Below are 21,703 nucleotides of genomic sequence, written 5' to 3' on the forward strand. Positions count from 1 at the left end.
CCGCCGGGCGTGGCACACTGGCCGTGTACCAGAAGCAGCGCACTCCGGGGTCGGTGAAACTCCGAACCGGCGGTTACAGTCCGCGACCCGTCCGCTTCCAGCGGCCGGTTGACCAGGTGGAATTCCTGGACCGACGGTTAAAGTCCGGATGGGAGGCAGTGCGCGGCGGGCGAGCATGTACCTGTGCGCGCCGCCGTATCTGGTCTCGTCCGTCACGGGCGGGACCTTGTCGGCGTCGCTCCCAGTGTGTTCTTCCGTCCCTTCTGTCGTTCGTCGACAGGCCCCGGAGTCCGTGCCCCTTTGAGGCAGGAGGACCCGGGAAGTGTTCACCGGAATCGTCGAAGAGCTGGGTGAGATCACCGCCGTCGAGAACCTCGGCGACGCCTCCCGTTTCCGGCTCCGTGGCCCCGTAGTGACCGAGGGCGCACAGCACGGCGACTCCATCGCCGTGAACGGGGTCTGTCTGACCGTCGTGGAGCACGAGGGCGACGAGTTCACCGCCGACGTCATGCAGGAGACCCTCAAGCGCTCCTCCCTCGGCGCGCTGGACGTCGGCTCCCGCGTCAACCTGGAGCGCCCCACCGCCGTCGGCTCCCGGCTCGGCGGTCACATCGTGCAGGGCCATGTCGACGGCACCGGTCAGGTGCTGTCCCGCACCCCCTCCGAGCACTGGGAGATCGTCAGGGTCTCCCTCCCCGCCGACCTCGCCCGCTATGTCGTCGAGAAGGGCTCCATCACCGTCGACGGCATCAGCCTCACCGTCGTCGAGGCCGGACCCGACTACTTCACCGTCAGTCTCATCCCGACCACCCTCGACCTGACCACCCTCGGCCTCAAGCAGCCCGGCGACCCGGTCAACCTCGAGGTCGACGTCGTCGCTAAGTACGTGGAGCGGCTGCTCGCGGCCGGTCAGGGGGCCGGGCGGTGAACTCGCTCAACTCCGAGGCCTTCGTCCTGTTCGGCCAGCACATCCTCTGGTCGGACATGATCGGCAACATCCTCGGCCTGGCCGCCCTCGCCCTCGGCTGGCGCCGCAACCTGTGGAGCTGGCCGGTCCAGTTCGCCTCCGGCCTCATCCTCTTCGGCGCCTTCTACGGCCACCTCACCGGCAGCGCCGGCAAGCAGGCCGTCGTCATGGTCGTCGCGGTGTACGGCTGGTGGCAGTGGAACCGCAACAAGGGCCAGGGCGCCGACGGGCACATCGCCCCCCGGTTCGCCACCTGGCGCGAGCGCGGCGCGATGGTCGCCGCCGCGGCCGTCGGCACCGTCGCCGTCGCCCTGCTCTTCAAGGCCTACCCGTCCCTGTCCTGGGACCCCTGGCCGGACGCCTACATCTTCGTCGGCACGGTCGTCGCCATGTACGCCCAGGCGCGCGGCATGGTCGAGTTCTGGATCGCCTGGCTCCTGGTCGACCTGGTCGGCGTCCCCCTCAACTTCGCCAACGGCTACGCCTTCTCCGGCTTCGTCTACGTCATCTACGGCGCGCTCGTCCTGTGGGGCATGCGCGACTGGTGGCTGCGCTCCCGCCAGGGCTCGCGGCCCGCTCTGGAAGGGGCACCCGCATGACTGCGGCACCGATTCTCTACAGCAGCGACGGCGTCGACGACCTCGCCCTCGACCCCGTCGAGCAGGCCATCGCCGACATCGCGGCCGGCCGGCCGATCGTGGTCGTCGACGACGAGGACCGCGAGAACGAGGGCGACCTCGTCATCGCCGCCGAGAAGGCCACCCCCGAGATCATCGCCTTCATGATGAGCGAGTGCCGCGGTCTGATCTGCGCGCCCATGGAGGGCGCGGAACTCGACCGGCTCCAGCTGCCGCAGATGGTCGAGGACAACACCGAGTCCATGAAGACCGCGTTCACCGTCTCCGTGGACGCCTCCGCCGCGCACGGCGTCACCACCGGTATCTCCGCCGCCGACCGCGCCACCACCCTCCAGCTGCTGGCCCACGGCGGCGCCGAGCCCTCGGACTTCGTCCGCCCCGGCCATGTCTTCCCGCTGCGCGCCCGGCCCGGGGGTGTCCTCACCCGCAACGGTCACACCGAGGCCGCCGTCGACCTCGCCCGGCTCGCGGGCCTGCGCCCGGCCGGTGCCATCGTGGAGATCGCCGGCGAGGACGGCCGTATGCTCCGCCTCCCCGAGCTGATCCCGTTCGCCCGCAAGCACGGCCTGACGATCATCTCCATCGCGGACCTGATCACCTACCGCCGCGGCGCCGAGCCCACCGTCCGCCGCGAGGCCGAGGTCAACCTCCCCACCGGACACGGGACTTTCACGGCGTACGGCTATCGCTCCACCACCGACGGCGTCGAGCATGTCGCCCTCGTCCACGGCGAGATCGGCGACGGCGAGGACGTCCTGGTCCGCGTCCACTCCGAGTGCCTCACCGGGGACGTCTTCGGCTCCGCCCGCTGCGACTGCGGCCCCCAGCTCGACGCCGCCCTGGAGCGCATCCAGGACGAGGGCCGGGGCGTCGTCGTCTATCTGCGCGGACACGAGGGGCGGGGCATCGGGCTGCTGTCCAAGCTGCGCGCCTACGAACTCCAGGAGCGCGGCCGCGACACCCTCGACGCCAACCTCGAACTCGGCCTGCCCGCCGACGCCCGCGACTACGGCGCCGGCGCCCAGATCCTGGCCGACCTCGGCGTGCGCAGCGTGCGGCTGATGACCAACAACCCCGACAAGAGCGACGCGCTGCTCAGCCACGGCCTCAAGATCAGCGGCCGGGAGCCGATGCCCGTCGAGGCGGGCGAGCACAACCTCCGCTACCTGCGCACCAAGCGGGACCGGATGGGCCATGACCTGCCCTGGCTGGACACACCGGCTGCGACAGCCGCTGTGGCCACCTGCGGCAACCAGTAGAGAACAGCACTGAGGGAGACACAAGAACGTGAGCGGCAAGGGTGCACCGGAGCTGTCCGTACGCAATGTCAGCGACCTGCGGGTCGCCGTCATCGCGGCCCAGTGGCACGAGAAGGTGATGGACGGTCTGGTGGACGGGGCCCTGCGCGCCCTGCGGGACCTGGGAATCGACGAGCCGACCCTGCTGCGGGTCCCCGGCAGCTGGGAACTCCCGGTCGCCGCCAAGGTCCTCGCGGGCCGCGGCTACGACGCGGTGGTCGCCCTCGGTGTGGTCATCCGCGGCGGCACCCCGCACTTCGAGTACGTGTGCCAGGGCGTCACCCAGGGTCTCACCCAGGTCTCCGTCGAGACCGGTGTCCCGGTCGGCTTCGGCCTGCTCACCTGCGACAACGAGGAGCAGGCCCTGGACCGGGCCGGTCTTGCGGGCTCCAACGAGGACAAGGGCCACGAGGCGGTGACGGCGGCGGTGGCGACGGCGGCGACCCTCCGCTCAGTATCCGAACCCTGGCACTGAGCGAAGCAGCATTTGGCGTAGTCTGGCGCTCACCATGTCCAACAAGACTTTCGAGGAGCTCTTCACCGAGCTCCAGCACAAGGCCGCCCACGGCGACCCCGCCACGTCCCGCACCGCCGAGCTGGTCGGCAAGGGCGTCCATGCCATCGGCAAGAAGGTCGTCGAAGAGGCCGCCGAGGTCTGGATGGCCGCCGAGTACGAGGGCAAGGAGGCGGCCGCCGAGGAGATCTCGCAGCTGCTCTACCACGTCCAGGTGATGATGGTCGCCCGCGGGATCTCGCTGGACGACGTCTACGCCCACCTGTAAAACCCTTTCCAGACAAACCCCCCTTTTCGAGCGAAGGAAGCCGACCTCATGCTGCGCATCGCCGTCCCCAACAAGGGTTCCCTCTCAGGCCCTGCGGCGGACATGCTGCATGAGGCCGGCTACCGGCAGCGCCGGGAGTCCAAGGAACTGCGCATCGTCGACCCGGTCAACGACGTCGAGTTCTTCTACCTGCGTCCCCGGGACATCGCGATCTACGTCTCCTCCGGCCGCCTGGACATCGGCATCACCGGCCGTGACCTGCTCATCGACTCCGGCGCCAACGCCGAGGAGATCCTGCCGCTCGGCTTCGCCCGCTCCACCTTCCGCTTCGCCTCCAAGCCCGGCGCGGCCGACGGCCTGGCGGACCTGAAGGGCAAGACGGTCGCCACCTCCTACGAGGGCATCGTCGCCAAGCACCTCGCCGACAGCGGCGTCGACGCCTCCGTCGTCCATCTGGACGGCGCCGTCGAGACCGCCATCGAACTGGGTGTCGCCGAGGTCATCGCCGACGTCGTCGAGACCGGCACCTCGCTGCGCAACGCGGGTCTGGAGGTCTTCGGCGAGCCGATCATGACCTCCGAGGCGATCGTCATCCGCCGGGCCGGCGCCGACATCGAGGAACCCAAGGTCCAGCAGTTCCTGCGCCGCCTCCAGGGCGTCCTGGTCGCGCGGACGTACGTGATGATGGACTACGACTGCCGGGTCGAGCAGCTGGAGAGGGCCGTCGCGCTCACCCCGGGCCTGGAGTCCCCGACCGTCTCCCCGCTGCACAACGAGGGCTGGGTCGCCGTCCGCGCCATGGTCCCCACCAAGGACGCGCAGCGGATCATGGACGATCTGTACGACATCGGCGCCCGCGCGATCCTGACCACGGCCATCCACGCCTGCCGCCTCTGAGACAACCCGCGAGAGATGTCAGACCTTCCTTCCCTCCCCGTCACCTTCCGGCCGGGCCACACCCGGGCGATCCTGCTCACCGCGGGCGTCGCCATCTTCGTCACCATCTCCGGTGTCGCGCTGCTCCTCGAGCAGCTCGGCCCGGGGGAGCAGCTCAGCTTCGTCATCACCGGCGCGCTGATTTTCTGGGTACTGGCCCAGCTGGCCCGGGTGAAGGTGGTCGCCGACGAGTCCGGGGTCACCGTCGTCAACATCGCCAGCAAGCGGCGCCTGGAGTGGGCGGAGATCCTCCAGGTGAACCTCCGCCCGGGTGATCCGTGGGTGTTCCTGAACCTCAGCGACGGCACCAGCCTGCCCGCGCTCGGCATCCAGCCGGGCATCGCCAAGCAGCGCGCCATCGCCGACGCCAAGGCCCTGCGGGCCCTCGCCGAGGCCCACACGATCCACGACCCCGAGCAGCACCAGGGCTGAAATCACGCAACTTCGGGGCCGGCTCCGGGTCGGCCACCCTGCCGTAGTGGCCCTTGTCTTGATTAATCTGTTGGTGGAGGCTTTTCACGTCCCGCCTCCGCCCCTGTCGCGCGCCCCGCGCACAGGGGTTCCTGCTACCCGAGGAGTGACCCTCTCCGGCGATGGACGGATCGTCCTGTAGTACCTGCGCCGCCCCCTCCCGACATACCGCGGACTGCCTTGTCGGAGTCCGCGAAGCTTCGGAGGCGGCGGCATCATGACCACCCCCCTGCTGCTCCTGGCAGCCGCGTTCCTGCTCATCCTCGCCAACGGTTTCTTCGTGGCCGCCGAGTTCGGCCTGGTGACCGTGGAGCGACCCGAGGCCGAGAAGGCCGCCGCCGACGGTGACAAGCGCGCCGGCACGGTCGTCGAATCGCTGAAGGAACTCTCCTTCCAGCTCTCCGGCACCCAGCTCGGCATCACCATCACCTCCCTGGTCGTCGGCATGCTCGCCGAACCGGCACTGGCCGAGCTGCTGCGCGGCCCGTTCACCGCGATCGGCCTCCCCGAGGGCGCCGTCTCCGGTATCGCCGTCGTCGTCGGCATGCTGCTCGCCTCGGCGATCCAGATGGTGATCGGCGAACTCGTGCCCAAGAACTGGGCGGTCTCCAAGCCGCTCCAGGTCGCGCGCTTCGTCGCCGGCCCGCAGGCCCGCTTCTCCCGCCTGTTCCGCCCGGTCATCGCGATGCTGAACACGGTCGCGAACCGCCTGGTGCGGGCCCTGGGCGTCGAACCCACCGCGGAGCTGGCCTCCGCCCGCACCCCGGGCGAGCTGGTCTCGCTGGCCCGGCACTCCGCCCAGGCCGGCGCGCTGGAGCAGGACACGGCCGACCTCTTCGTCCGCACCCTCTCCCTGGGCGAGCTGACCGCGCAGCACGTCATGACCCCCCGAGTCAAGGTCAGCGTGCTCCAGGACTCGGCGACCGCCGAGGACGTGGTCAACCTCACCCGGGCCACCGGCCTGTCCCGCTTCCCGGTCTACCGGGAGAAGATCGACGAGATCGTCGGCATGGCCCACCTCAAGGACGCCCTGGCGGTCCCGGTCCGCGACCGGCTGCGCACCCCCGTCGGCCGCATCGCCCGCAAGGCGCTGCTGGTCCCCGAGACCCTCCCGGTCCAGCCGCTGCTCGCCCGGCTCCGCTCCGAGCAGCCCATCGCGGTCGTCGTCGACGAGTACGGCGGTACGGCCGGCGTGGTCACCCTGGAGGACATCGTCGAGGAACTCGTCGGCGAGGTCCGTGACGAGCACGACAGCCCGGACGCGCCGGAACTCGCGGCGGCCCCGCCCCAGGACGGCAAGCCCGCGTGGGATGTCGACGGCAGTGTCCGCGTCGACATCCTCCAGCGGATAGGCCTCGACGTGCCCGAGGGCCCGTACGAGACGGTCGCCGGCCTGGTCGCCGACCTCCTCGGCCGGATCCCGGCGCCCGGCGACCGTGCCGAGCTGCCCGGTTGGCGGCTGTCGGTCCGCCGGGTCGGCCACTACCGCGCCGAGCGGGTCCGCCTGGTCCGCACCGCCCCCGCCGTAGCGGAGGCCGCCCGGTGAGCGTCCTCCAACTGGTCTTCGCCGCCCTGCTGGTGCTGACCAACGGGTTCTTCGTGGGCGCCGAGTTCGCCCTCGTGTCCGTCCGCCGCAGCCAGGTCGAACCGCTGGGCACGGCCAGGGCACGCCAGGTCCTCTACGGCCTGGAACGCCTCCCGCAGATGATGGCCGCGGCCCAGTTCGGCATCACCGTCTGCTCGCTGACGCTGGGCGCGGTGGCCGAGCCGACCGTGGCGCACCTGCTGGAGCCGGTGTTCGAGGCGGTGCGTCTGCCCGAGGGCGTGATCCACCCGCTGGGCTATGTGATCGCGCTGGCCGGAGTCGTCTTCTTCCACCTCGTCATCGGCGAGATGGTGCCGAAGAACCTGGCGATGGCGGCGCCCGAGAAGGCGGCGCTGTGGCTGAGCCCCGGCCTGGTGGCGTTCGCCCGTGTGTGCCGGCCGATCACGGTCGCCCTGGGCGCCTGTGCCCAGGGCATCCTGAAGCTCTTCCGCGTGGAGCCGAAGGACGAGGTCGAGGCAGTCGTCACCAGCGAGCAGCTCAACCGGCTGCTCGAGGACTCCGGCCAGGCGGGCCTCCTCGACCCCGAGGAGCAGGAGCGGCTGGAGGACGCGCTGGAGCTGGGCTCCCGCCCGGTGACGGACGTACTCCTGCGACGCGAGTCCCTGATCACCGTCCCCCCGTCGGTCACCCCGGGCCAGATCGTCGAACTCACCGCACGCACCGGCTACTCCCGCTTCCCCGTCGCGGCAGAGTCCGGTGCGTTCATGGGCTACGTGCACGTGAAGGACGTACTCGACCTGGAGGACTCGGACCGTGCGGTGCCGCAGCAGATATGGCGCCCGATGACCACCCTGCGGGCCGAGCTGCCCCTGGACGACGCGCTGACGGTGATGCGCCGGGCGGCGACGCACCTCGCGCAGGTCGCCGACGGCAACGGCAGGGTGCTGGGGCTGGCGGCACTGGAGGACGTACTGGAACTGCTGGTGGGCGAGGTGACGGACCCCGCGCACCGGGATCAGCCGACGCCGCCCAGAACACCGGAGCCGCGGGTGAGCGGGGAGCCGGAGGAAGTGGCCGTGGGCTGAGCGTCGCGGGGAGCTGCGGGCCGGCGGGGGCTGGTCGCGCAGTTCCCCGTGCCCCTTGTGGGGCGTTGCCCGTCCGCACCTACATACCGGCCGGATCCTGCGGTCCCCGTCCCGACAGCACTTCCCCGTACGCCTGCATCAGGTCCGGCAGGCGTAACGTCGCCAGGTCGTCCCTCGACAGCACCCCGGGATACGTGGACAACCGCAGATCCCGGTACGCACAGCTCTTCTCGTACAGCGTCCGCAGGAACCGCCCGTTGCCCAGCTCGTCGATCCATCCCTGGTCGACCACGTGTCCGGCGATCGACCGCAGCTCCTCCAGCGCCTCCTCGTCCCACGCGTCACCGTTCTCCGCGGCCAGCACCTCGCCGATCGAGGTCAGCTCGAGGGGGCGGTAGGAGGGAAAGTCCACGCGGGTCGTGAAACGGGAGGAGAGCCCGGGGTTGGCGGCCAGCAGCCGGTCCATGCCCTCCGGGTAGCCGGCCAGGATCACCACCAGGTGGTCGCGGTTGTCCTCGGCCCGCTTCAGCAGCACCTGCAGCGCCTCGTCGCCGTACGCGTCCCCCTTGCCGTAGCCGGAGTTGGACAGCGAGTAGGCCTCGTCCACGAACAGCACCCCGCCGATCGCGGAGTCGATGAGTTCGTTCGCCTTCACTGCGGTCTGGCCGAGATACTCGCCCACGAGGTCGGCCCGCTGCGCCTCCACCAGGTGGTCGCCACCCAGCAGCCCCAGCGCGTAGAACACCCGCCCCAGAATCCGGGCGACCGTGGTCTTCCCGGTGCCCGACGGCCCGGAGAAGACGAAGTGGCGTTTCGGAGGCTGCACCGGCAGCCCCTGCCCGGCCCGCAACCGGGCCATGTTCAACTGCGCGGACAGCGCCTTGACCTGCCGCTTCACGGGCTCAAGACCGACCATGCGCTCCAGTTCGGCGAGCGCCTCCTCGAGTAACGCGGGGTCGGTCGGCCCGGCCGGCAGCGGGGGCGACGGTACGACCTTCTCGCGCACCGCCGGATCGACCACCGACGGCATCGCCCCGGCCGGCGGCTCCGAGTCCCCCGGCCGCAGATCGCGCCCCTCCGTGCCGAAGAGCGGGTCGAGCAGGTCCGGCCCGTCCACGACGTCCTGCCCGACGCCGGTGAGCGTGATCGCCGCGAGGTCGGCGGTGTCGTCGTACCCGTCGCCCTCGGCGATCGCGGCCAGTCGTGCCGAGGTGTCCATGAACGCGGGGTCGACCCTGTGCACGGCCCGGTACAGCGGGAGCGCGGCGGCGCTGCGCCCGGTGCCCTCGTGCGCCCGTGCCAGCCAGTAGCGCAGCTCCTTACGCTGCGGCTGCTCGCTGCGGCAGCGCATCAGTGCCGCCGAGAGCAGCGGTTCTGCCTGGCCGTACATTTCCAGGCGGACCCGGGCCATGCCGCCGAAGAGCCCTGCCTCGATGCCGAGCATGGCATCGTCGAGGAGCGGGTCGGTGTGCCGTACCAACTGCTCCCAGTCCTTGACCAGATAGGCCCGGCAGGCGTGCAGGAAGCGGACCTGGGGGTCGGCGTCCACGGGCGGCAGTCCGGCGAGGGCCCGGTCGAGTTCCGGGACGTGCCGGCCGTCCAGCCAGTGCGAGGCGTGGGCGAGCAGGAGATCGCGCGGGTTCTCAAGGACCGGCTGCACCCACCAGCCCAGCCAGTACCAGGAATTGAGCGCACGGCGGTGCCGGGCGCGCTGTTCCCCGAACCGGTCCCGGTGCCGGAACATCCTGAGCAGCGCGGTCGTCGTGTCGACGCGCAGCGCGTGCAGCCCGAGCCAGGCGTCGGCCATCCCGGGATCCATCCGTACCGCGGCGCGGAACTCCTCCTCCGCCTGCGGATAGGCGCCCATCGTGTAGGCGTCCACGCCTCGCAGCCAGGCGAGGTCGGCCGGGGCCTCGGGGCCCTGCGTGCCGAAATCCATCACGTCCCCCACAAACCGTGCCCCTGTGGTTCAGCCCCCGGGCTCCCCCCGATGGCCGCCGTTGGTCGAACCGCTGTGCCGCGGACCGGAGTTGCAGATGCGCGAAGCAGCCGTTCGAAGGTCGCACCGAGGGCATCGTACCTGCGGTTCCACCGCCCGCCGAAGGGTGCCGCACAGGCCGTTTGGCGAGGTGGGAGCAGACCGGGCGGACATCGATCGGTGACCGAGGGTGAGCGGAGGAGCGCGCGCCGCGCACGCAAAAGGGGTAAAGGGCAGAACGAAGCCCCCGATCACGGGGGAACAACCGGGGGCTTCGCGTCTGTGAGGCGGCTCCCAAGGGCCGCACATTCAGAACGTAAGTCCTGTACGGCCCTTGGGTCAAGCCGAGTTGAGGTACTGAGGCAACTTCTCACAGGCGCCTCTTCACAAGTTCAGCACACTGCCGACGGTCCTTCACGGTGAGTGACCGCCTGGTCCGGTCCAAACGTCTTCACAGGCCCCGGAAGTACCTCGTACCCCTTCTGCGACTGTGTCACCAGAAGGTCGGCGTACGGTCTTGACGGGTCCTCGATGAAGTGTGCGCGCTCCGCCCTGACCCATCCGGCCCAGAAGTCCCGCTGTTCGGTGCCGTCCCGCAGCCTGCCCCGGGTCCAGGACTCCTCCCTCGGCACCTCCATCCACAGCAGCCGCGCCAGGAACGGGCGCAGCGCCCGCCGGCCGGCACCGACGCCCTCGACGAGGATCACAGGCGCCGACGGCAGCGTCCGGGGCGGGCCGAAGGTGCGGGCACGCCAGTCGTAGGGCGCGTAGTGCGCGGTGTCGCCGCGGCCGAGCGGCTCGATCACCTGGGCCAGCAGCCGGCCGGTCCAGGCGAACAGCTCCTCGTGGCTGGCGATGTCGTCGAGGTGGAGCACCGGCGCCCCGCCCAGCGCGGTGGCCAACCGCCCCGCGAAGGTGGTCTTTCCCGAGCCGGCGTGCCCGTCGACGCCGACGAGGCGGACCGGGCCGCAGGAGGGCGGCAGGTCCTGAAGTGCGGAGGCGAGACGGTGAATGACGGTTCCTGAGGTGTGCTGAGGTGTGGCGAGGTGTCGCGAGGTGTGGGGTCTTTTCAGGAAACATTCTAGTAGTGCGGCGCATAGCGGGCGTTCGCGGCCCCGGAAAAGTAGCTGCTTGAACTAATTTCGAGCCGTTCTCCAGCGACCAGGTCAATATTTCCGACCCGCTGACCGATATGTCGAAATCGGACGTTTCCCGGTGCGCCCGCCCCTGAGTAGGGTGCCTTCTGCGCGACTGCGACGCGTCGAACGGGGACGGACAGGGGAACATGGCCGCGGAGCTATTCGAGGGGCAGTACGTATGGCACCCGGCGGCCGATGACCGCTTGCTCGCGAGCGTATGCGTGGATGTGCGCGCGGGGAGATATCGGAGCGCCCACGAGGCTCTGGCCGAGACCCGCGCCGACTTCGCCCTGCGCGCCCACCGCTCCCTGGTCCTGGCCTCCGAGGCGGCCGGCACCGATCTGGTCGAGCGCTGGCAGGCCGAGGAGCCGAGCCCCGAGTCCGCGCTGATGTGGGCCCGGGTGGCCGTGCAGCGGGCGATCCGGGCGGCCGACGCCCACGACGAGCGGGCCGAGGCGCTGGAGCGGATCGCCCTCGCTGCCTGCGACCGGGCCACTGCCCTGAACCCCGCGGACCCCACGCCCTGGGCCGCCAAGCTCGCCATGGCCAGGCTGCACCGCCCGCACGACCGCGCCCCCGGCGGCCTGCTGACCTCGCCGCCCGGCCCCTGGCGGCTGTTCGCGCACACCCTCGGCCTCGACCCCTGGCACCGCGAGGCCCACCACCGCTTCCTGTCCTTCTTCTTCACCCGCCACGGCGGCTCGGTCAATGCGGCCTGGGACGTCGCCGCCTTCCTCGCTCAGCGCGCCCCCGCCGACTCGGCGCTACGGCTGCTGCCCATGGTCGCGCTGGTGGAGAGCCACAACCCCACTCAGCTGCTCGCCGAGCGGGTCTGGGAACAGCCCCAGTGGCGCGCCACCGCGCTGTCGATCTACCACAACTGGCTGCCCACGGTGGCCGGATACCGCTTCACCCCGGTGCTCGACCTGGCCTACCTCGCGCATGCGCTGGCCATGGCCCAGTGCACGTTCGAGGCCCGTGCGGTCTTCACGGTCATGGGGCGGTATGCCTCGCGGATGCCCTGGAGCGTCTTCGGCGAGCCCGCCGACCAGCTCTCCCGTGCCCGCCGCTCCTGCGGTCTGCCCATCCCCTCATAAAGAAAGGCCGGCAAGTGTCAGAACGCACAGCAGAACCCGTCACACTCGACGACGACGCGACCCTGCACGCGATGGGTTATCCGCGCAAACTCACCCGCCGATTCCAGGCGTTCGACAATTTCGCGATCTCCTTCACCATCATCAATATCCTCTCGGGTATTTTCTCGTCCTTCGGATTCGGAATGAACGCGGGCGGCCCCCGCATTCTCGTGTTCGGCTGGATCGGCGTCTGCGTGATGGTGCTGTGCATCGGCGCCGCCATGGCGGAAGTCGCCTCCGCCTACCCGACGAGCGGCGCGCTGTATTTCTCCGCCGGTAAACTCGCCAAACGGCACAAGGGAGCGTGGTCCTGGTACACGGGCTGGCTGAACTTCGTGGGCCAGATCGGCGGTACCGCGGCCACCGGATACGCGGCCGCCACCTTCATCCAGGCCTTCATCGCCCTGCAGTGGCCCTCGTACACGCCGACCGCCCACCAGACGGTCCTGATCACGGCCGTCATCATCGTGGTCCAGGGGCTCGCCAACACCTACACCGTGCAGCTCGTCGCCGTACTGAACCGGATTTCGGTGTGGTGGCTGCTGACCGGACTCGTGGTGATCGTGGGCGCACTGATCGTGATGCCGGACCACCATCAGTCGGCGTCCTTCGTGACGCATTTCGCGAACAACACCGGCTTCACCAACGGTCTTTACGGCGGCATGCTCGGCCTGCTGGTCACCAGCTGGACCTTCACCGGCTTCGACGGGAGCTTCCACATGTCCGAGGAAACGGTCCGGGCGACCGTGAACGCACCCAGGGGGATCATCCGCTCGATCGGCTATTCGGCGATCACGGGCCTTGTCCTGATGCTCGCGCTGGTGTACAGCATCGGTGACTACGACAAAGTGGCGAGCTCTTCCGCTCCGCCCGTCCAGATTCTCATCGACGGACTCGGCATGGGATGGGCCAAGGCGATGCTGCTCGTCGTCATCGGCGCCATGCTCTTCTGCGGCCTCGCCAACCTCACCAGCAACACCCGGCAGATCTTCGCCTTCTCCCGGGACGGCGCCATGCCCGGCTCCCGCCTGTGGCACTCGGTCTCGCCGCGCACCCGTACGCCCGTCAAGGCCGTATGGCTCGCGGGGGCCTGCTCCCTCGCCCTGGTCGTGCCGGGCTGGTGGTCGCACACGGCGTTCACCGCGATCGTCAGCGTCAACGTCGTCGGGCTGTTCCTCGCCTACGCCGTGCCGGTGTTCCTGCGGCTGCGCCTCGGCGACGAGTTCCAGCCGGGGCCGTGGAACCTGGGCCGCTGGAGCAGGCCCGTCGGGTGGCTGGCCGTGACCTGGATCCTGCTCAGCAGTGTCCTGTTCATGCTGCCGCAGGCCTCGCCGATCACCGTCGACACCTTCAACTACGCCCCGATCGCCCTGGCCGCCGTCCTGGTCGTGGCCACGGCCTGGTGGTTCGCCACCGCCCGCCGCCGCTTCCAGGGCCCGGTCAGCTACGGCCGTCCCGACGAGGTCGCCGCGATGGACCTCGTCTGACGACGGTGAAGGAGGCCCCGGCCAGGCTCCAAGGGCGCCGGGGCCCTTTCAGTGGACGAGACCAATATTGGTGGGCGTGGCATGGGCGGAAGTGCTGGCAGGGGCATGCCGCCTGTTCCATAGTTGGCGCATTGTCTTGCACCGGACCAGAGCGTCGCGCACACCTGGGGGTCTCCCACCCATGAGCAGAGCCGAACAGCCGTCCCGCAGAACAGTTCTGGCCGCCGCGGCCTCCGTCGCGGCGGCCGCCGTGGCACAGGGAGTAGTCCCGGCGGTCCCCGCGGCCGCGGCGCCGGAGACCGGCACCGACGACACCGGCCGGCCCCAGACCCGTCCGGTCGACTACCACTCGTGGACCACCTACAGCAACTGGCGGACCGGCACCGCCAAGGGCGTCAGGGCTGTCGCGGGGGCCCGCCCCGGCGTGGTGATCGGCACCCCGGCCGGCACCACCTCCTACACCGACCCCCACACGGGCACCACCGCCACCTGGGAGTACGGCACCTGGACCGGCCCGGTGCACCAACTCACCGTCCCCGCCACCGAGACCATCGCCTCCTGGAACGCGGACACCCCGGCGGGCACCTGGATCCAGGTCGAACTGCACGGCACCTACTCCGACGGCACCGCGACCCCCTGGTACGTCATGGGCCGCTGGGCGGCCGGCGACCAGGACATCAAGCGGACCTCGGTGGACGGCCAGACGGACGGCAGGAGCACCATCTGGACGGACACCTTCGCCATCGACGACGCCACCACCGGCCTGCGGCTCACCTCGTACCAGCTGCGCCTGACCCTCTACCGCAAGCCCGGCACCAAGCTCACCCCGACCGTCTGGCGGCTCGGCGCCATGGGCTCGGACATCCCGGACCGCTTCACCGTCCCCGCCTCCACCCCGGGCCTGGCCCAGGAACTGAAGGTCCCGCGCTACTCCCAGGAGATCCACAAGGGCCAGTACCCGGAGTACGACAACGGCGGCGAGGCCTGGTGCAGCCCGACCTCCTCGCAGATGATCGTCGAGTACTGGGGCGGCCGGCTCGCCCCCGCGCAACTGGCCTGGGTCGACCCGTCGTACGCCGACCCCCAGGTCTGCCACGCGGCCCGCCACACCTACGACTACCAGTACGCGGGCTGCGGCAACTGGCCGTTCAACGCCGCCTACGCGTCCACCTACAAGGACCTCCAGGGCGTGGTAACGCGACTCGGCTCGCTCACCGACCTGGAGACGCTGATCGCGGCCGGCATCCCGGCCATAACGTCCCAGTCGTTCCTGGAGAGCGAGCTGACGGGCGCCGGTTACGGCACCTCCGGGCACCTGATGACCGTCATCGGCTTCACCGCGGACGGCGACGTGATCGCCAACGACCCCGCCTCGCCCGGCGACGACGCGGTCCGGCGGATCTATCTGCGGCGGGAGTTCGAGAACATCTGGCTGCGCACCAAGCGCTACAACGCCGGCGGCAAGGTCGCCTCCGGCACCGGAGGCGTCTGCTACCTCTACTTCCCAGCCTGCCCGACCCCGAGCCAGCTCAAGGCGCTCGCGGCGGTGGGGGTGCGCTGACCAGGCACGACGGCGGCCCCCGTACGGACCGGGGGCCGCTCTCCTGTGACCAAGCTCTCCGCCGCAAAAGCCGCAACCGGTGGCATGGTGGACGACATGACCACGCACTCCGCCACCGCCGCCCGCGCCCGCACCGGCGGTCCCAAGGACGACGGCCCGAAGGCCCTGGAACACATCATGGGCTGGACCCTTGTCGTGGTCATCGCCATGCTGGTGACCCAACTCGGGCTGCTGTGACCTGACCCACTATCCGACCTGGCATACTGCGGATGTCCCGCAGCCCGCTGAGACCAGGGTCTGAATTGAATATTAGTCAACAGCGTGCCGCCGCCCGTCCCCGGGCGCGCGGCACCGAGCGCTCCGTGGCCCGTCGCGCCGAACTCATCGCAATCGGGCGGAAGTTGTTTGCCGACACCTCGTACGACGCGCTCTCCATGGACGACATCGCCAGGCAGGCGCATGTCGCCAAAGGGCTGATCTACTACTATTTCCAGTCCAAGCGCGGCTACTACCTGGCGATCATCCAGGACTCCGTCGCCGACCTGGTCACCTATGCCGCGAGCGGCCTGGAACTGCCCCAGGTGGACCGCGTCCACCGCACGATCGACAGCTACCTGCGCTACGCCGAGTACCACCAGGCCGCGTACCGCACGATCGTCAGCGGGGGCGTCGGCTTCGACACCGAGGTGCACGCCATCCGGGACGGGGTGCGCGAGGCGATGGTCGCGACCATCGCCGAAGGCGCCTACGGCCGCACCGACATCGCCCCGCTCGCCAGGATGGGTCTGCTCTCCTGGCTGTGCAGCGTGGAGGGCGCCACTCTCGACTGGATCGCCCACTCCGAACTCTCCCGGGAGACCATGCGCGAGCTGCTGGTCAAGACGCTCGGCGGCACCATGCGCGCCATCGAGGAACTGGACCCCGCCTACCGCGCCCCGGCCCCGGCCCGCAGGGACACCTGACACGTGCAAGGGGCGGAGGTCTCGTGGAACCCCCGCCCCAAGCCCCCCGTGACGGGGGTCAGTTGACGGCCTTGACCAGCTCACCGTTGGCGGTGTCGCCGCTCAGCTCCCAGACGAAGGTGCCGCCCAGTCCCTGCTGGTTCTTGTACGTCATCTTGGTCGCGATGGTCGCCGGGGTGTCGTAGCTCCACCAGTCGCTGCCGCACTTGGCGTATGCCGTACCGCCCACCGTGCCGGTCGCCGGGCACTTGGTCCTGAGCACCTTGTAGTCCTCGATGCCCTGCTCGTACGTCCCTGCCGCCGGGCCGGTCGCCGTGCCGCCGGGGGCCGCCTGGGTCACTCCGGTCCAGCCGCGGCCGTAGAAGCCGATGCCGAGCAGCAGTTTGGACGCCGGGATGCCGAGGCCCCTCAGCTTGGCGATGGTCGCCGAGGTGTAGAAGCTCGCCTTGGGGATGCCCGAGTAGGAGTTCAGTGGCGAGTGCGGGGCCGTCGGCCCGGTCGCGTCCCAGGCGCCGAAGTAGTCGTACGTCATCGGGTTGTACCAGTCGACGTACTGCGCGGCGCCCGCGTAGTCGGCCGCGTCGATCTTGCCGCCGCTGGTCGCGTCGGCGGTGATCGCGGCCGTGACCAGCGCACTGCTGCCGAACTTCGAACGCAGCGCCGCCATCAGGTTCTTGAAGGCCTCCCGGCCGCTGGTGTCACAGGTGTTGCCGCAGGCGTTCGGGTACTCCCAGTCGATGTCGATGCCGTCGAAGACACCCGCCCACTTGGAGTTCTTCACCAGGTCGTAGCAGGACTGGGCGAAGGCGGCCGGGTTCCTGGCGGCCTCGCCGAAGCCGCTCGACCAGGTCCAGCCGCCGAAGGACCAGAGGATCCTGAGGTTCGGGTGCTTCTTCTTCAGTTTCAGCAGCTGGTTGAAGTTGCCGCGCAGTGGCTGGTCCCAGGTGTCCGCGACCCCGTCCACCGACTCGGCGGCGGTGTAGGCGCGGTCGGTCGCCGCGTACGAGTCACCCATCGCGCACTTGCCGCCGGTGACATTGCCGAAGGCGTAGTTGATGTGGGTGAGCTTCGCGGCCGAGCCGGAGGTCTCGACGTTCTTGACCAGGTACTTGCGGTCGTAGACGCCCCATTCCGTGAAGTAGCCGACGACCTTCGAGCCGGCTTTCACCTGGGGAGCCGACGGGGCGGACGGGGCCGCTGCGGACGCCGTGCCGGCGCCGGCCAGCAGCCCGGCGCCGAGGACGGCACAACAGACCGCGGAGAGCAGCGCCCGGAACCGGGAGCGGTGAGGGATGTGCATCGGGTGTCTCCTCCTGGGGGAGAGGGGAACGCGCGCCGATTGGCATGAACGCGGTAAAGCGTTGGTCATGAACCCTAGGAGGACTAGACCAGTCGGGTCAATGGTTCGGACCAATTTCGGGGCGGATGAATGTTGTCCTGGAATTCGAGAAGTAAGCGGTCGTTAACTGGTGACGGAAGGTCCCCGATCGGGCATACTCACTGCGCAGCCGCTGGTCAGCAGGTTCCGTGACCCGGAACGCCCACCTCGGCCGCACTCGAACGACAGGCGGAGCCGCCCCTACCCGACGGGCGGTGACCGCCGGTGCCCGACAGGGAGGAGACCGACGCCATGTCCGACCGCGACCCGCAGCCGGTGGAGCGTCAGCTGCCCACGGAAGAGGCGAGGGACCTGCTCTCGCTCGTCCGGGAGATCGCCCAGCGCGAGATCGCGCCCAGGGCGGCCGAGGAGGAGGACACCGGACGCTTCCCGCGCGACGTCTTCACCCTGCTCTCCGAGTCAGGCCTGCTCGGTCTGCCGTACGACTCGGAGTACGGCGGCGGTGACCAGCCCTACGAGGTCTACCTCCAGGTCCTGGAGGAGCTGGCCACGGCCCGCCTCACCGTCGGCCTCGGGGTCAGCGTGCACACCCTCGCGAGCTACGCGCTCGCCGCCTACGGCACCAAGCAGCAGCAGGTCGAGCACCTGCCCGGGATACTCGGCGGCGGCCTGCTCGGCGCCTACTGCCTGTCCGAGCCGGCCTCCGGCTCCGACGCGGCCTCCCTGCGCACGAAGGCGGTCAGGGACGGCGGCGACTGGGTGATCAACGGCACCAAGGCCTGGATCACCCACGGTGGCATCGCCGACTTCTACACGGTCATGGCGCGCACCGGGGAGGAGGGCTCGCACGGGATCACCGCCTTCCTGGTCCCCGGTGACGCCGAGGGGCTGAGCGGCGCGGTTCCCGAGAGGAAGATGGGCATGAAGGGGTCGCCCACCGCCCAGGTCCACCTCGACGACGTCCGGGTCCCCGACGAGCGGCGGCTCGGCGAGGAGGGCCAGGGCTTCGCCATCGCGCTGTCCGCACTGGACTCCGGCCGGCTCGGCATCGCGGCCTGCGCGATCGGCCTGGCCCAGGCGGCCCTGGACGAGGCCGTCGCCTATGCCTCCGGCCGGCGGCAGTTCGGCCACCCCATCGCAGACTTCCAGGGCCTGCGCTTCATGATCGCCGACATGGCCACCCAGATCGAGGCCGGCCGGGCCCTCTACCTCGCGGCGGCCCGGCTGCGCGACGCGCACCGGCCGTTCGCGAAGCAGGCCGCCATGGCCAAGCTGCACTGCACCGACACCGCGATGAAGGTGACCACCGACGCCGTCCAGATACTCGGCGGCTACGGCTACACCGCCGACTTCCCGGTCGAGCGCTATATGCGCGAGGCCAAGGTCCTGCAGATCGTCGAGGGCACCAACCAGATCCAGCGGATGGTCATCGCCCGTCATGTGGCGGGGCCGGAAAGTCGCTGAACTGCCCGCGTGTGACCGTCGGAGCCGCCAGCCTGACCCACTCCGGGTCATGGCGGCCCGGCAGGGTGCGGCCCCGGTCGGCCCAGATCCGCAGCAGGTCGCGGTAGATGGGCGGATCCTGCGGCACGGGAGGCGGAACCGATTCCGCGGGCGGGGGCACAAAGATCCGGCGCTGACGGCCGAGCACGGAGTAGGTGGTCGTCATGCCTGGCCAACGCGGGGGCGGCCGCCCTGGTCACCGATCCCCTGAATCGTGCGTGAGTTCGTGGGCGTCCCGTTCCGCATCTGGCTTGTCCCCGTTTTCTGACGTACCGTCAGCCGGACCGTCTCCAGCCTCCGGGGAGGCCCGCCATGGCCGACGACCGTCCCGTACCGCTCGACGAGTACCCCGTGCACCAGGTGCCGCTGTCCATGAAGCATGTCGCCACCGGGGACCGGAACGCCTACGACCGCTGCATCTTCCACGTCTTCGACCACAGCGGCCGCGCCCTGCTCATCCTCGGCCTCGGCGTCTACCCGAACCTCGGGGTGATCGACGCCTACGCCACCCTGCGCACCGGGGACAATCTGCACGCGGTACGCGCCTCGGACGCCCTCGGTGACGACCGGATGCGGCCGGCGGTCGGCCCGCTGCGCGTCGAGGTCGAGGAGCCCCTCCGGCGCTTCCGCCTGACCTGCGAGGACTTGGTTTCGTACGACCTCACCTGGACCGCCGACTTCCCGGCTCTCTAGGGTCGCAGGTTCGTGCAGGCCGGGGGAGTGTCCGGGGTGATCCGGGCCGGCGGCGAGGAGTTCCGCGTCGACCCCGCCGGCTGGACCGGCACCCGGGAGCGCAGCTGGGGCGTGCGCCCGATACCGGGCGAGGAGGGCGGTCGGCTCGCCCAGGAGAACCCGACCGAGGGCTTCCACTGGGTCTGGTGCCCGGTCCGCTTCGAGGACCGCTTCCTGATGGTCATCACCCAGGAGGACGCCGACGGCTACCGCACCCTGAACGACGCCACCCTGGTCCGCCCCGGCCGGCGCGACCGCCAATCCGGCTGGCCGCAGACCGAGATCACCTACCGCTCCGGCTCCCGCCACCCCGAGCGTGCCGTCGTCCACCTCGGCGACCCGCGCAAGCCCCAGGAGCTCGAGGTGGAGATCCTCGCCTCCTCGCCGCTCGCGATCGGTGCCGGCTACCCACCGGCGGACGACTGGCAGCACGGCACCTGGCAGGGCCACGCCTGGGTGGACCGCCGTACCTACGACATGACCGCGCCGCACCCCCGCGCGGCCTACGGCGTCACCGACCAGTCCGCCCGCTTCCGCCTGGACGGCCGGGTCGGCCACGGCATCTTCGAGCACGGCTCGTTCGGCAGGCACGATCCGAGCGGCTTCACCGGCTTCGACTCGGTGGCGCCCTGAAGGAGGAGGCCGGGATGACGACGACACCGCGTCCGCGCACCACGACGCGCGACCCGGAGGACCTCACCCGCCGGCTGACCGCCTGGCTGGACGCCCGGCTCCCCGGCGCCAAGGCCGTCGGCGTCACGGTCCCCGCCTCCAACGGCATGTCCAGCGAGACCCTGCTGTTCGAGATAGAGCACCCCCACCCTCCGCTGCGTGCCTGCGTGTTGAGACTGGCCGCGGACCCGTCGGCGTACACGGTCTTCCCGTCGTACGACCTCGCCCGCCAGTACCGCACCATGCGGCTGGTCGCCGAGCACACGGATGTGCCGGTGCCCCGCGTCCTCTGGCTGGAGGAGGACCCCGGACCGCTCGGCGCGCCCTTCTTCGTCATGGAACGGGTCGACGGCCGCGTCCCACCCGACGTCATGCCCTATACGTACGAGGGGAACTGGCTGCACTCGGCGAGCGACGCACGCATAGGGAACGTCGTCTACGACGGCTTCGACCCGGTAGCCGTCCTCGACTGGGAGATGGCGGCACCGGCGCCGCGCGAGGTGGACCTCGGCTGGACCGTCTATCTGCACCGCTTCTTCCAGGACCTCACGGCCGCCTCCGGACAGCCGGGACTGCCCGGGTTCCTGCGCCGCGACCGCGTCGAGGCCCGCTACGCACGGCTGACCGGGCACACCCCGCGGGACATGGACTTCCACACCCTGTACGCCGCCCTGCGGCACGCGATCGTCATGCTGCGCATCGCCTATAGGCAGGTGTACTCCGGTGAGGTCGCCGTGCCGGAGGATCCGGACACGCTGATCCTGCACCACGGCAGTCTGCGCGCCATGGTGCAGGGCAGCTACTGGGATGCGGTGCGGTGACTCAGGCAGCCTGACGGCCGGCGGTGCTCCCGCCGATGCGCATCGCCGGTACGCGCATCGGGCGCGAGCCCGGGCCGCCGACGTGCGAGAAGGGCTGCGTCCGCCAGTTCAGACCCTGCGGGAGGGTGAGCAGGAGGGCGGTGTCCTGCTCCTGCGGCTCCACCGACTCGTCCGCGGACGCGGCCTCGGCCGCCGCGCGGCCCGTACCGGCACAGACCGTCAGGCCGAACGGGTTCCACGGCGAGGCGCACAGCGCGTGCTCCGGGAGGAACTCCTCGTCCGCCAGCAAGGCGATGGGCTGCGCGCAGTCCGGGCAGACCACCCGGTACATCTCGAAGGTGTCGTACGCGTCCGGTTCCTCGGCCTCGTAGAGGTCGGGTTCGACGCCCTCCGACTCGGGCTCGACAACCAACTGAGGGCGCTTGGACGTGGTACGACCAGGGCGCTTAAGACTCTGCATGGGTAACTCCCCCTCGGGCTGGGCCGTGAAGGCACTGCGGCCTCGACCACAGCAAGCACTTCCCGTCCGGTCTCGGCGGTAATCACGAGACCATCACGGAGCCCGTTCGGGGGCTGTGGCGTTCGTCACATGCCGCCCGCAGGTGCCCGGTGCGGTGTTTTTGTCCCTCCGCCGGCTCACCATCAGCCCT

20 protein-coding genes, 1 pseudogene and 1 riboswitch are annotated in these 21,703 nt (G+C 70.3%); of the genes and pseudogenes, 17 read left to right on the forward strand and 4 right to left on the reverse strand.

The window, feature by feature from the left end; genetic code table 11:
- The first annotated feature begins 35 nt into the window (after positions 1-35).
- A riboswitch (FMN riboswitch) is annotated at positions 36-166 on the forward strand.
- Between the two features lie 156 nt (positions 167-322).
- The 9 genes from ACZ7OO_RS17070 (at position 323) to ACZ7OO_RS17110 (ending at position 7,723) form a co-directional block, all read left to right on the forward strand.
- Positions 323-928: a riboflavin synthase gene (locus ACZ7OO_RS17070; protein WP_471505458.1), complete on the forward strand. Its 606-nt coding sequence runs from the start codon at positions 323-325 to the stop codon at positions 926-928.
- Positions 925-1,566: a nicotinamide mononucleotide transporter family protein gene (locus ACZ7OO_RS17075; RefSeq protein ID WP_471505460.1), complete on the forward strand. Its 642-nt coding sequence runs from the start codon at positions 925-927 to the stop codon at positions 1,564-1,566. The genes ACZ7OO_RS17070 and ACZ7OO_RS17075 overlap by 4 nt, the downstream gene beginning before the upstream one ends.
- On the forward strand, positions 1,563-2,864 hold the full coding sequence (locus tag ACZ7OO_RS17080; protein WP_471505461.1) for a bifunctional 3,4-dihydroxy-2-butanone-4-phosphate synthase/GTP cyclohydrolase II: 1,302 nt from the start codon (positions 1,563-1,565) through the stop codon (positions 2,862-2,864). Before ACZ7OO_RS17075 ends, ACZ7OO_RS17080 begins: the two co-directional genes overlap by 4 nt.
- A 28-nt stretch (positions 2,865-2,892) precedes the next feature.
- Positions 2,893-3,378 carry a 6,7-dimethyl-8-ribityllumazine synthase gene (gene ribH, locus ACZ7OO_RS17085; protein ID WP_471505463.1) on the forward strand — a complete coding sequence of 162 codons (486 nt, stop codon included), beginning with the start codon at positions 2,893-2,895 and terminating at the stop codon, positions 3,376-3,378.
- 34 nt (positions 3,379-3,412) lie between these two features.
- Positions 3,413-3,685 (forward strand): phosphoribosyl-ATP diphosphatase, encoded by a 273-nt coding sequence (locus tag ACZ7OO_RS17090; protein ID WP_030946750.1) that lies wholly within the window; start codon positions 3,413-3,415, stop codon positions 3,683-3,685.
- Positions 3,686-3,733: 48 nt separating this feature from the next.
- Entirely contained in the window at positions 3,734-4,582 is an 849-nt protein-coding gene (hisG, locus tag ACZ7OO_RS17095) for an ATP phosphoribosyltransferase (protein ID WP_471505465.1), read from the forward strand.
- A gap of 15 nt (positions 4,583-4,597) precedes the next feature.
- Complete coding sequence (locus ACZ7OO_RS17100) at positions 4,598-5,053, forward strand: PH domain-containing protein (RefSeq protein ID WP_471505467.1); 456 nt, start codon at positions 4,598-4,600, stop codon at positions 5,051-5,053.
- Between the two features lie 256 nt (positions 5,054-5,309).
- Positions 5,310-6,638, forward strand: coding sequence for a hemolysin family protein (locus ACZ7OO_RS17105; RefSeq protein ID WP_471505468.1), 1,329 nt, complete (start codon positions 5,310-5,312; stop codon positions 6,636-6,638).
- The gene (locus tag ACZ7OO_RS17110) at positions 6,635-7,723 is read left to right on the forward strand and encodes a hemolysin family protein (protein WP_471505470.1); all 1,089 of its coding nucleotides are present in this window, start codon (positions 6,635-6,637) and stop codon (positions 7,721-7,723) included. Before ACZ7OO_RS17105 ends, ACZ7OO_RS17110 begins: the two co-directional genes overlap by 4 nt.
- A 79-nt stretch (positions 7,724-7,802) precedes the next feature.
- Here ACZ7OO_RS17110 and ACZ7OO_RS17115 read toward each other — a convergent pair whose 3' ends face one another.
- Together ACZ7OO_RS17115 and ACZ7OO_RS17120 are read right to left on the reverse strand one after the other, a co-directional pair.
- Positions 7,803-9,662 carry an AAA family ATPase gene (locus tag ACZ7OO_RS17115; RefSeq protein WP_471505472.1) on the reverse strand — a complete coding sequence of 620 codons (1,860 nt, stop codon included), beginning with the start codon at positions 9,660-9,662 and terminating at the stop codon, positions 7,803-7,805.
- A gap of 431 nt (positions 9,663-10,093) precedes the next feature.
- On the reverse strand, positions 10,094-10,714 hold the full coding sequence (locus ACZ7OO_RS17120) for a uridine kinase family protein (protein WP_471505566.1): 621 nt from the start codon (positions 10,712-10,714) through the stop codon (positions 10,094-10,096).
- 272 nt (positions 10,715-10,986) lie between these two features.
- Here ACZ7OO_RS17120 and ACZ7OO_RS17125 point away from each other — a divergent pair, with 272 nt between their 5' ends.
- The 5 genes from ACZ7OO_RS17125 (at position 10,987) to ACZ7OO_RS17145 (ending at position 15,986) form a co-directional block, all read left to right on the forward strand.
- Positions 10,987-11,937, forward strand: coding sequence for a hypothetical protein (locus tag ACZ7OO_RS17125; protein WP_471505474.1), 951 nt, complete (start codon positions 10,987-10,989; stop codon positions 11,935-11,937).
- 71 nt (positions 11,938-12,008) lie between these two features.
- The gene (locus tag ACZ7OO_RS17130) at positions 12,009-13,463 is read left to right on the forward strand and encodes an amino acid permease (protein ID WP_471505567.1); all 1,455 of its coding nucleotides are present in this window, start codon (positions 12,009-12,011) and stop codon (positions 13,461-13,463) included.
- Between the two features lie 181 nt (positions 13,464-13,644).
- Entirely contained in the window at positions 13,645-15,024 is a 1,380-nt protein-coding gene (locus ACZ7OO_RS17135; protein WP_471505475.1) for a peptidase C39 family protein, read from the forward strand.
- A 96-nt stretch (positions 15,025-15,120) separates the two neighbouring features.
- A complete protein-coding gene (locus tag ACZ7OO_RS17140) occupies positions 15,121-15,261 on the forward strand; it encodes an SCO1431 family membrane protein (RefSeq protein WP_358924556.1) in 141 nt (46 codons plus the stop codon).
- Between the two features lie 65 nt (positions 15,262-15,326).
- Complete coding sequence (locus ACZ7OO_RS17145) at positions 15,327-15,986, forward strand: TetR/AcrR family transcriptional regulator (RefSeq protein ID WP_471505477.1); 660 nt, start codon at positions 15,327-15,329, stop codon at positions 15,984-15,986.
- Between the two features lie 58 nt (positions 15,987-16,044).
- Here ACZ7OO_RS17145 and ACZ7OO_RS17150 read toward each other — a convergent pair whose 3' ends face one another.
- A complete protein-coding gene (locus tag ACZ7OO_RS17150) occupies positions 16,045-17,286 on the reverse strand; it encodes a glycoside hydrolase family 18 protein (RefSeq protein ID WP_471505478.1) in 1,242 nt (413 codons plus the stop codon).
- Between the two features lie 330 nt (positions 17,287-17,616).
- On the opposite strand from ACZ7OO_RS17150, the gene ACZ7OO_RS17155 reads away from it, so the two are divergent.
- The 3 genes and pseudogenes from ACZ7OO_RS17155 (at position 17,617) to ACZ7OO_RS17165 (ending at position 21,053) form a co-directional block, all read left to right on the forward strand.
- Positions 17,617-18,789 (forward strand): acyl-CoA dehydrogenase family protein, encoded by a 1,173-nt coding sequence (locus ACZ7OO_RS17155; protein WP_471505479.1) that lies wholly within the window; start codon positions 17,617-17,619, stop codon positions 18,787-18,789.
- Positions 18,790-19,140: 351 nt separating this feature from the next.
- Positions 19,141-20,193: pseudogene (locus tag ACZ7OO_RS17160) on the forward strand (Rv3169 family protein).
- A gap of 14 nt (positions 20,194-20,207) precedes the next feature.
- Positions 20,208-21,053 carry a phosphotransferase family protein gene (locus tag ACZ7OO_RS17165; protein ID WP_471505481.1) on the forward strand — a complete coding sequence of 282 codons (846 nt, stop codon included), beginning with the start codon at positions 20,208-20,210 and terminating at the stop codon, positions 21,051-21,053.
- 1 nt (position 21,054) lies between these two features.
- On the opposite strand, the gene ACZ7OO_RS17170 is transcribed toward ACZ7OO_RS17165, so the two are convergent.
- Entirely contained in the window at positions 21,055-21,513 is a 459-nt protein-coding gene (locus ACZ7OO_RS17170; protein ID WP_471505483.1) for a hypothetical protein, read from the reverse strand.
- Positions 21,514-21,703: the final 190 nt, after the last annotated feature.

This window comes from Streptomyces sp. NPDC111744 (genome assembly GCF_055634995.1).

What these genes read in the sequence shown, in the direction of transcription:
- ACZ7OO_RS17080 (WP_471505461.1), top strand. Translation starts at nt 1,563, where the DNA reads ATGACTGCGGCACCGATTCTCTACAGCAGCGACGGCGTCGACGACCTC.
- ACZ7OO_RS17090 (WP_030946750.1), top strand. Translation starts at nt 3,413, where the DNA reads ATGTCCAACAAGACTTTCGAGGAGCTCTTCACCGAGCTCCAGCACAAG.
- hisG (WP_471505465.1), top strand. Translation starts at nt 3,734, where the DNA reads ATGCTGCGCATCGCCGTCCCCAACAAGGGTTCCCTCTCAGGCCCTGCG.
- ACZ7OO_RS17100 (WP_471505467.1), top strand. Translation starts at nt 4,598, where the DNA reads ATGTCAGACCTTCCTTCCCTCCCCGTCACCTTCCGGCCGGGCCACACC.
- ACZ7OO_RS17105 (WP_471505468.1), top strand. Translation starts at nt 5,310, where the DNA reads ATGACCACCCCCCTGCTGCTCCTGGCAGCCGCGTTCCTGCTCATCCTC.
- ACZ7OO_RS17115 (WP_471505472.1), bottom strand. Translation starts at nt 9,662, where the DNA reads ATGGATTTCGGCACGCAGGGCCCCGAGGCCCCGGCCGACCTCGCCTGG.
- ACZ7OO_RS17125 (WP_471505474.1), top strand. Translation starts at nt 10,987, where the DNA reads ATGGCCGCGGAGCTATTCGAGGGGCAGTACGTATGGCACCCGGCGGCC.
- ACZ7OO_RS17130 (WP_471505567.1), top strand. Translation starts at nt 12,009, where the DNA reads ATGGGTTATCCGCGCAAACTCACCCGCCGATTCCAGGCGTTCGACAAT.
- ACZ7OO_RS17135 (WP_471505475.1), top strand. Translation starts at nt 13,645, where the DNA reads ATGAGCAGAGCCGAACAGCCGTCCCGCAGAACAGTTCTGGCCGCCGCG.
- ACZ7OO_RS17140 (WP_358924556.1), top strand. Translation starts at nt 15,121, where the DNA reads ATGACCACGCACTCCGCCACCGCCGCCCGCGCCCGCACCGGCGGTCCC.
- ACZ7OO_RS17150 (WP_471505478.1), bottom strand. Translation starts at nt 17,286, where the DNA reads ATGCACATCCCTCACCGCTCCCGGTTCCGGGCGCTGCTCTCCGCGGTC.
- ACZ7OO_RS17155 (WP_471505479.1), top strand. Translation starts at nt 17,617, where the DNA reads ATGTCCGACCGCGACCCGCAGCCGGTGGAGCGTCAGCTGCCCACGGAA.
- ACZ7OO_RS17165 (WP_471505481.1), top strand. Translation starts at nt 20,208, where the DNA reads ATGACGACGACACCGCGTCCGCGCACCACGACGCGCGACCCGGAGGAC.
- ACZ7OO_RS17170 (WP_471505483.1), bottom strand. Translation starts at nt 21,513, where the DNA reads ATGCAGAGTCTTAAGCGCCCTGGTCGTACCACGTCCAAGCGCCCTCAG.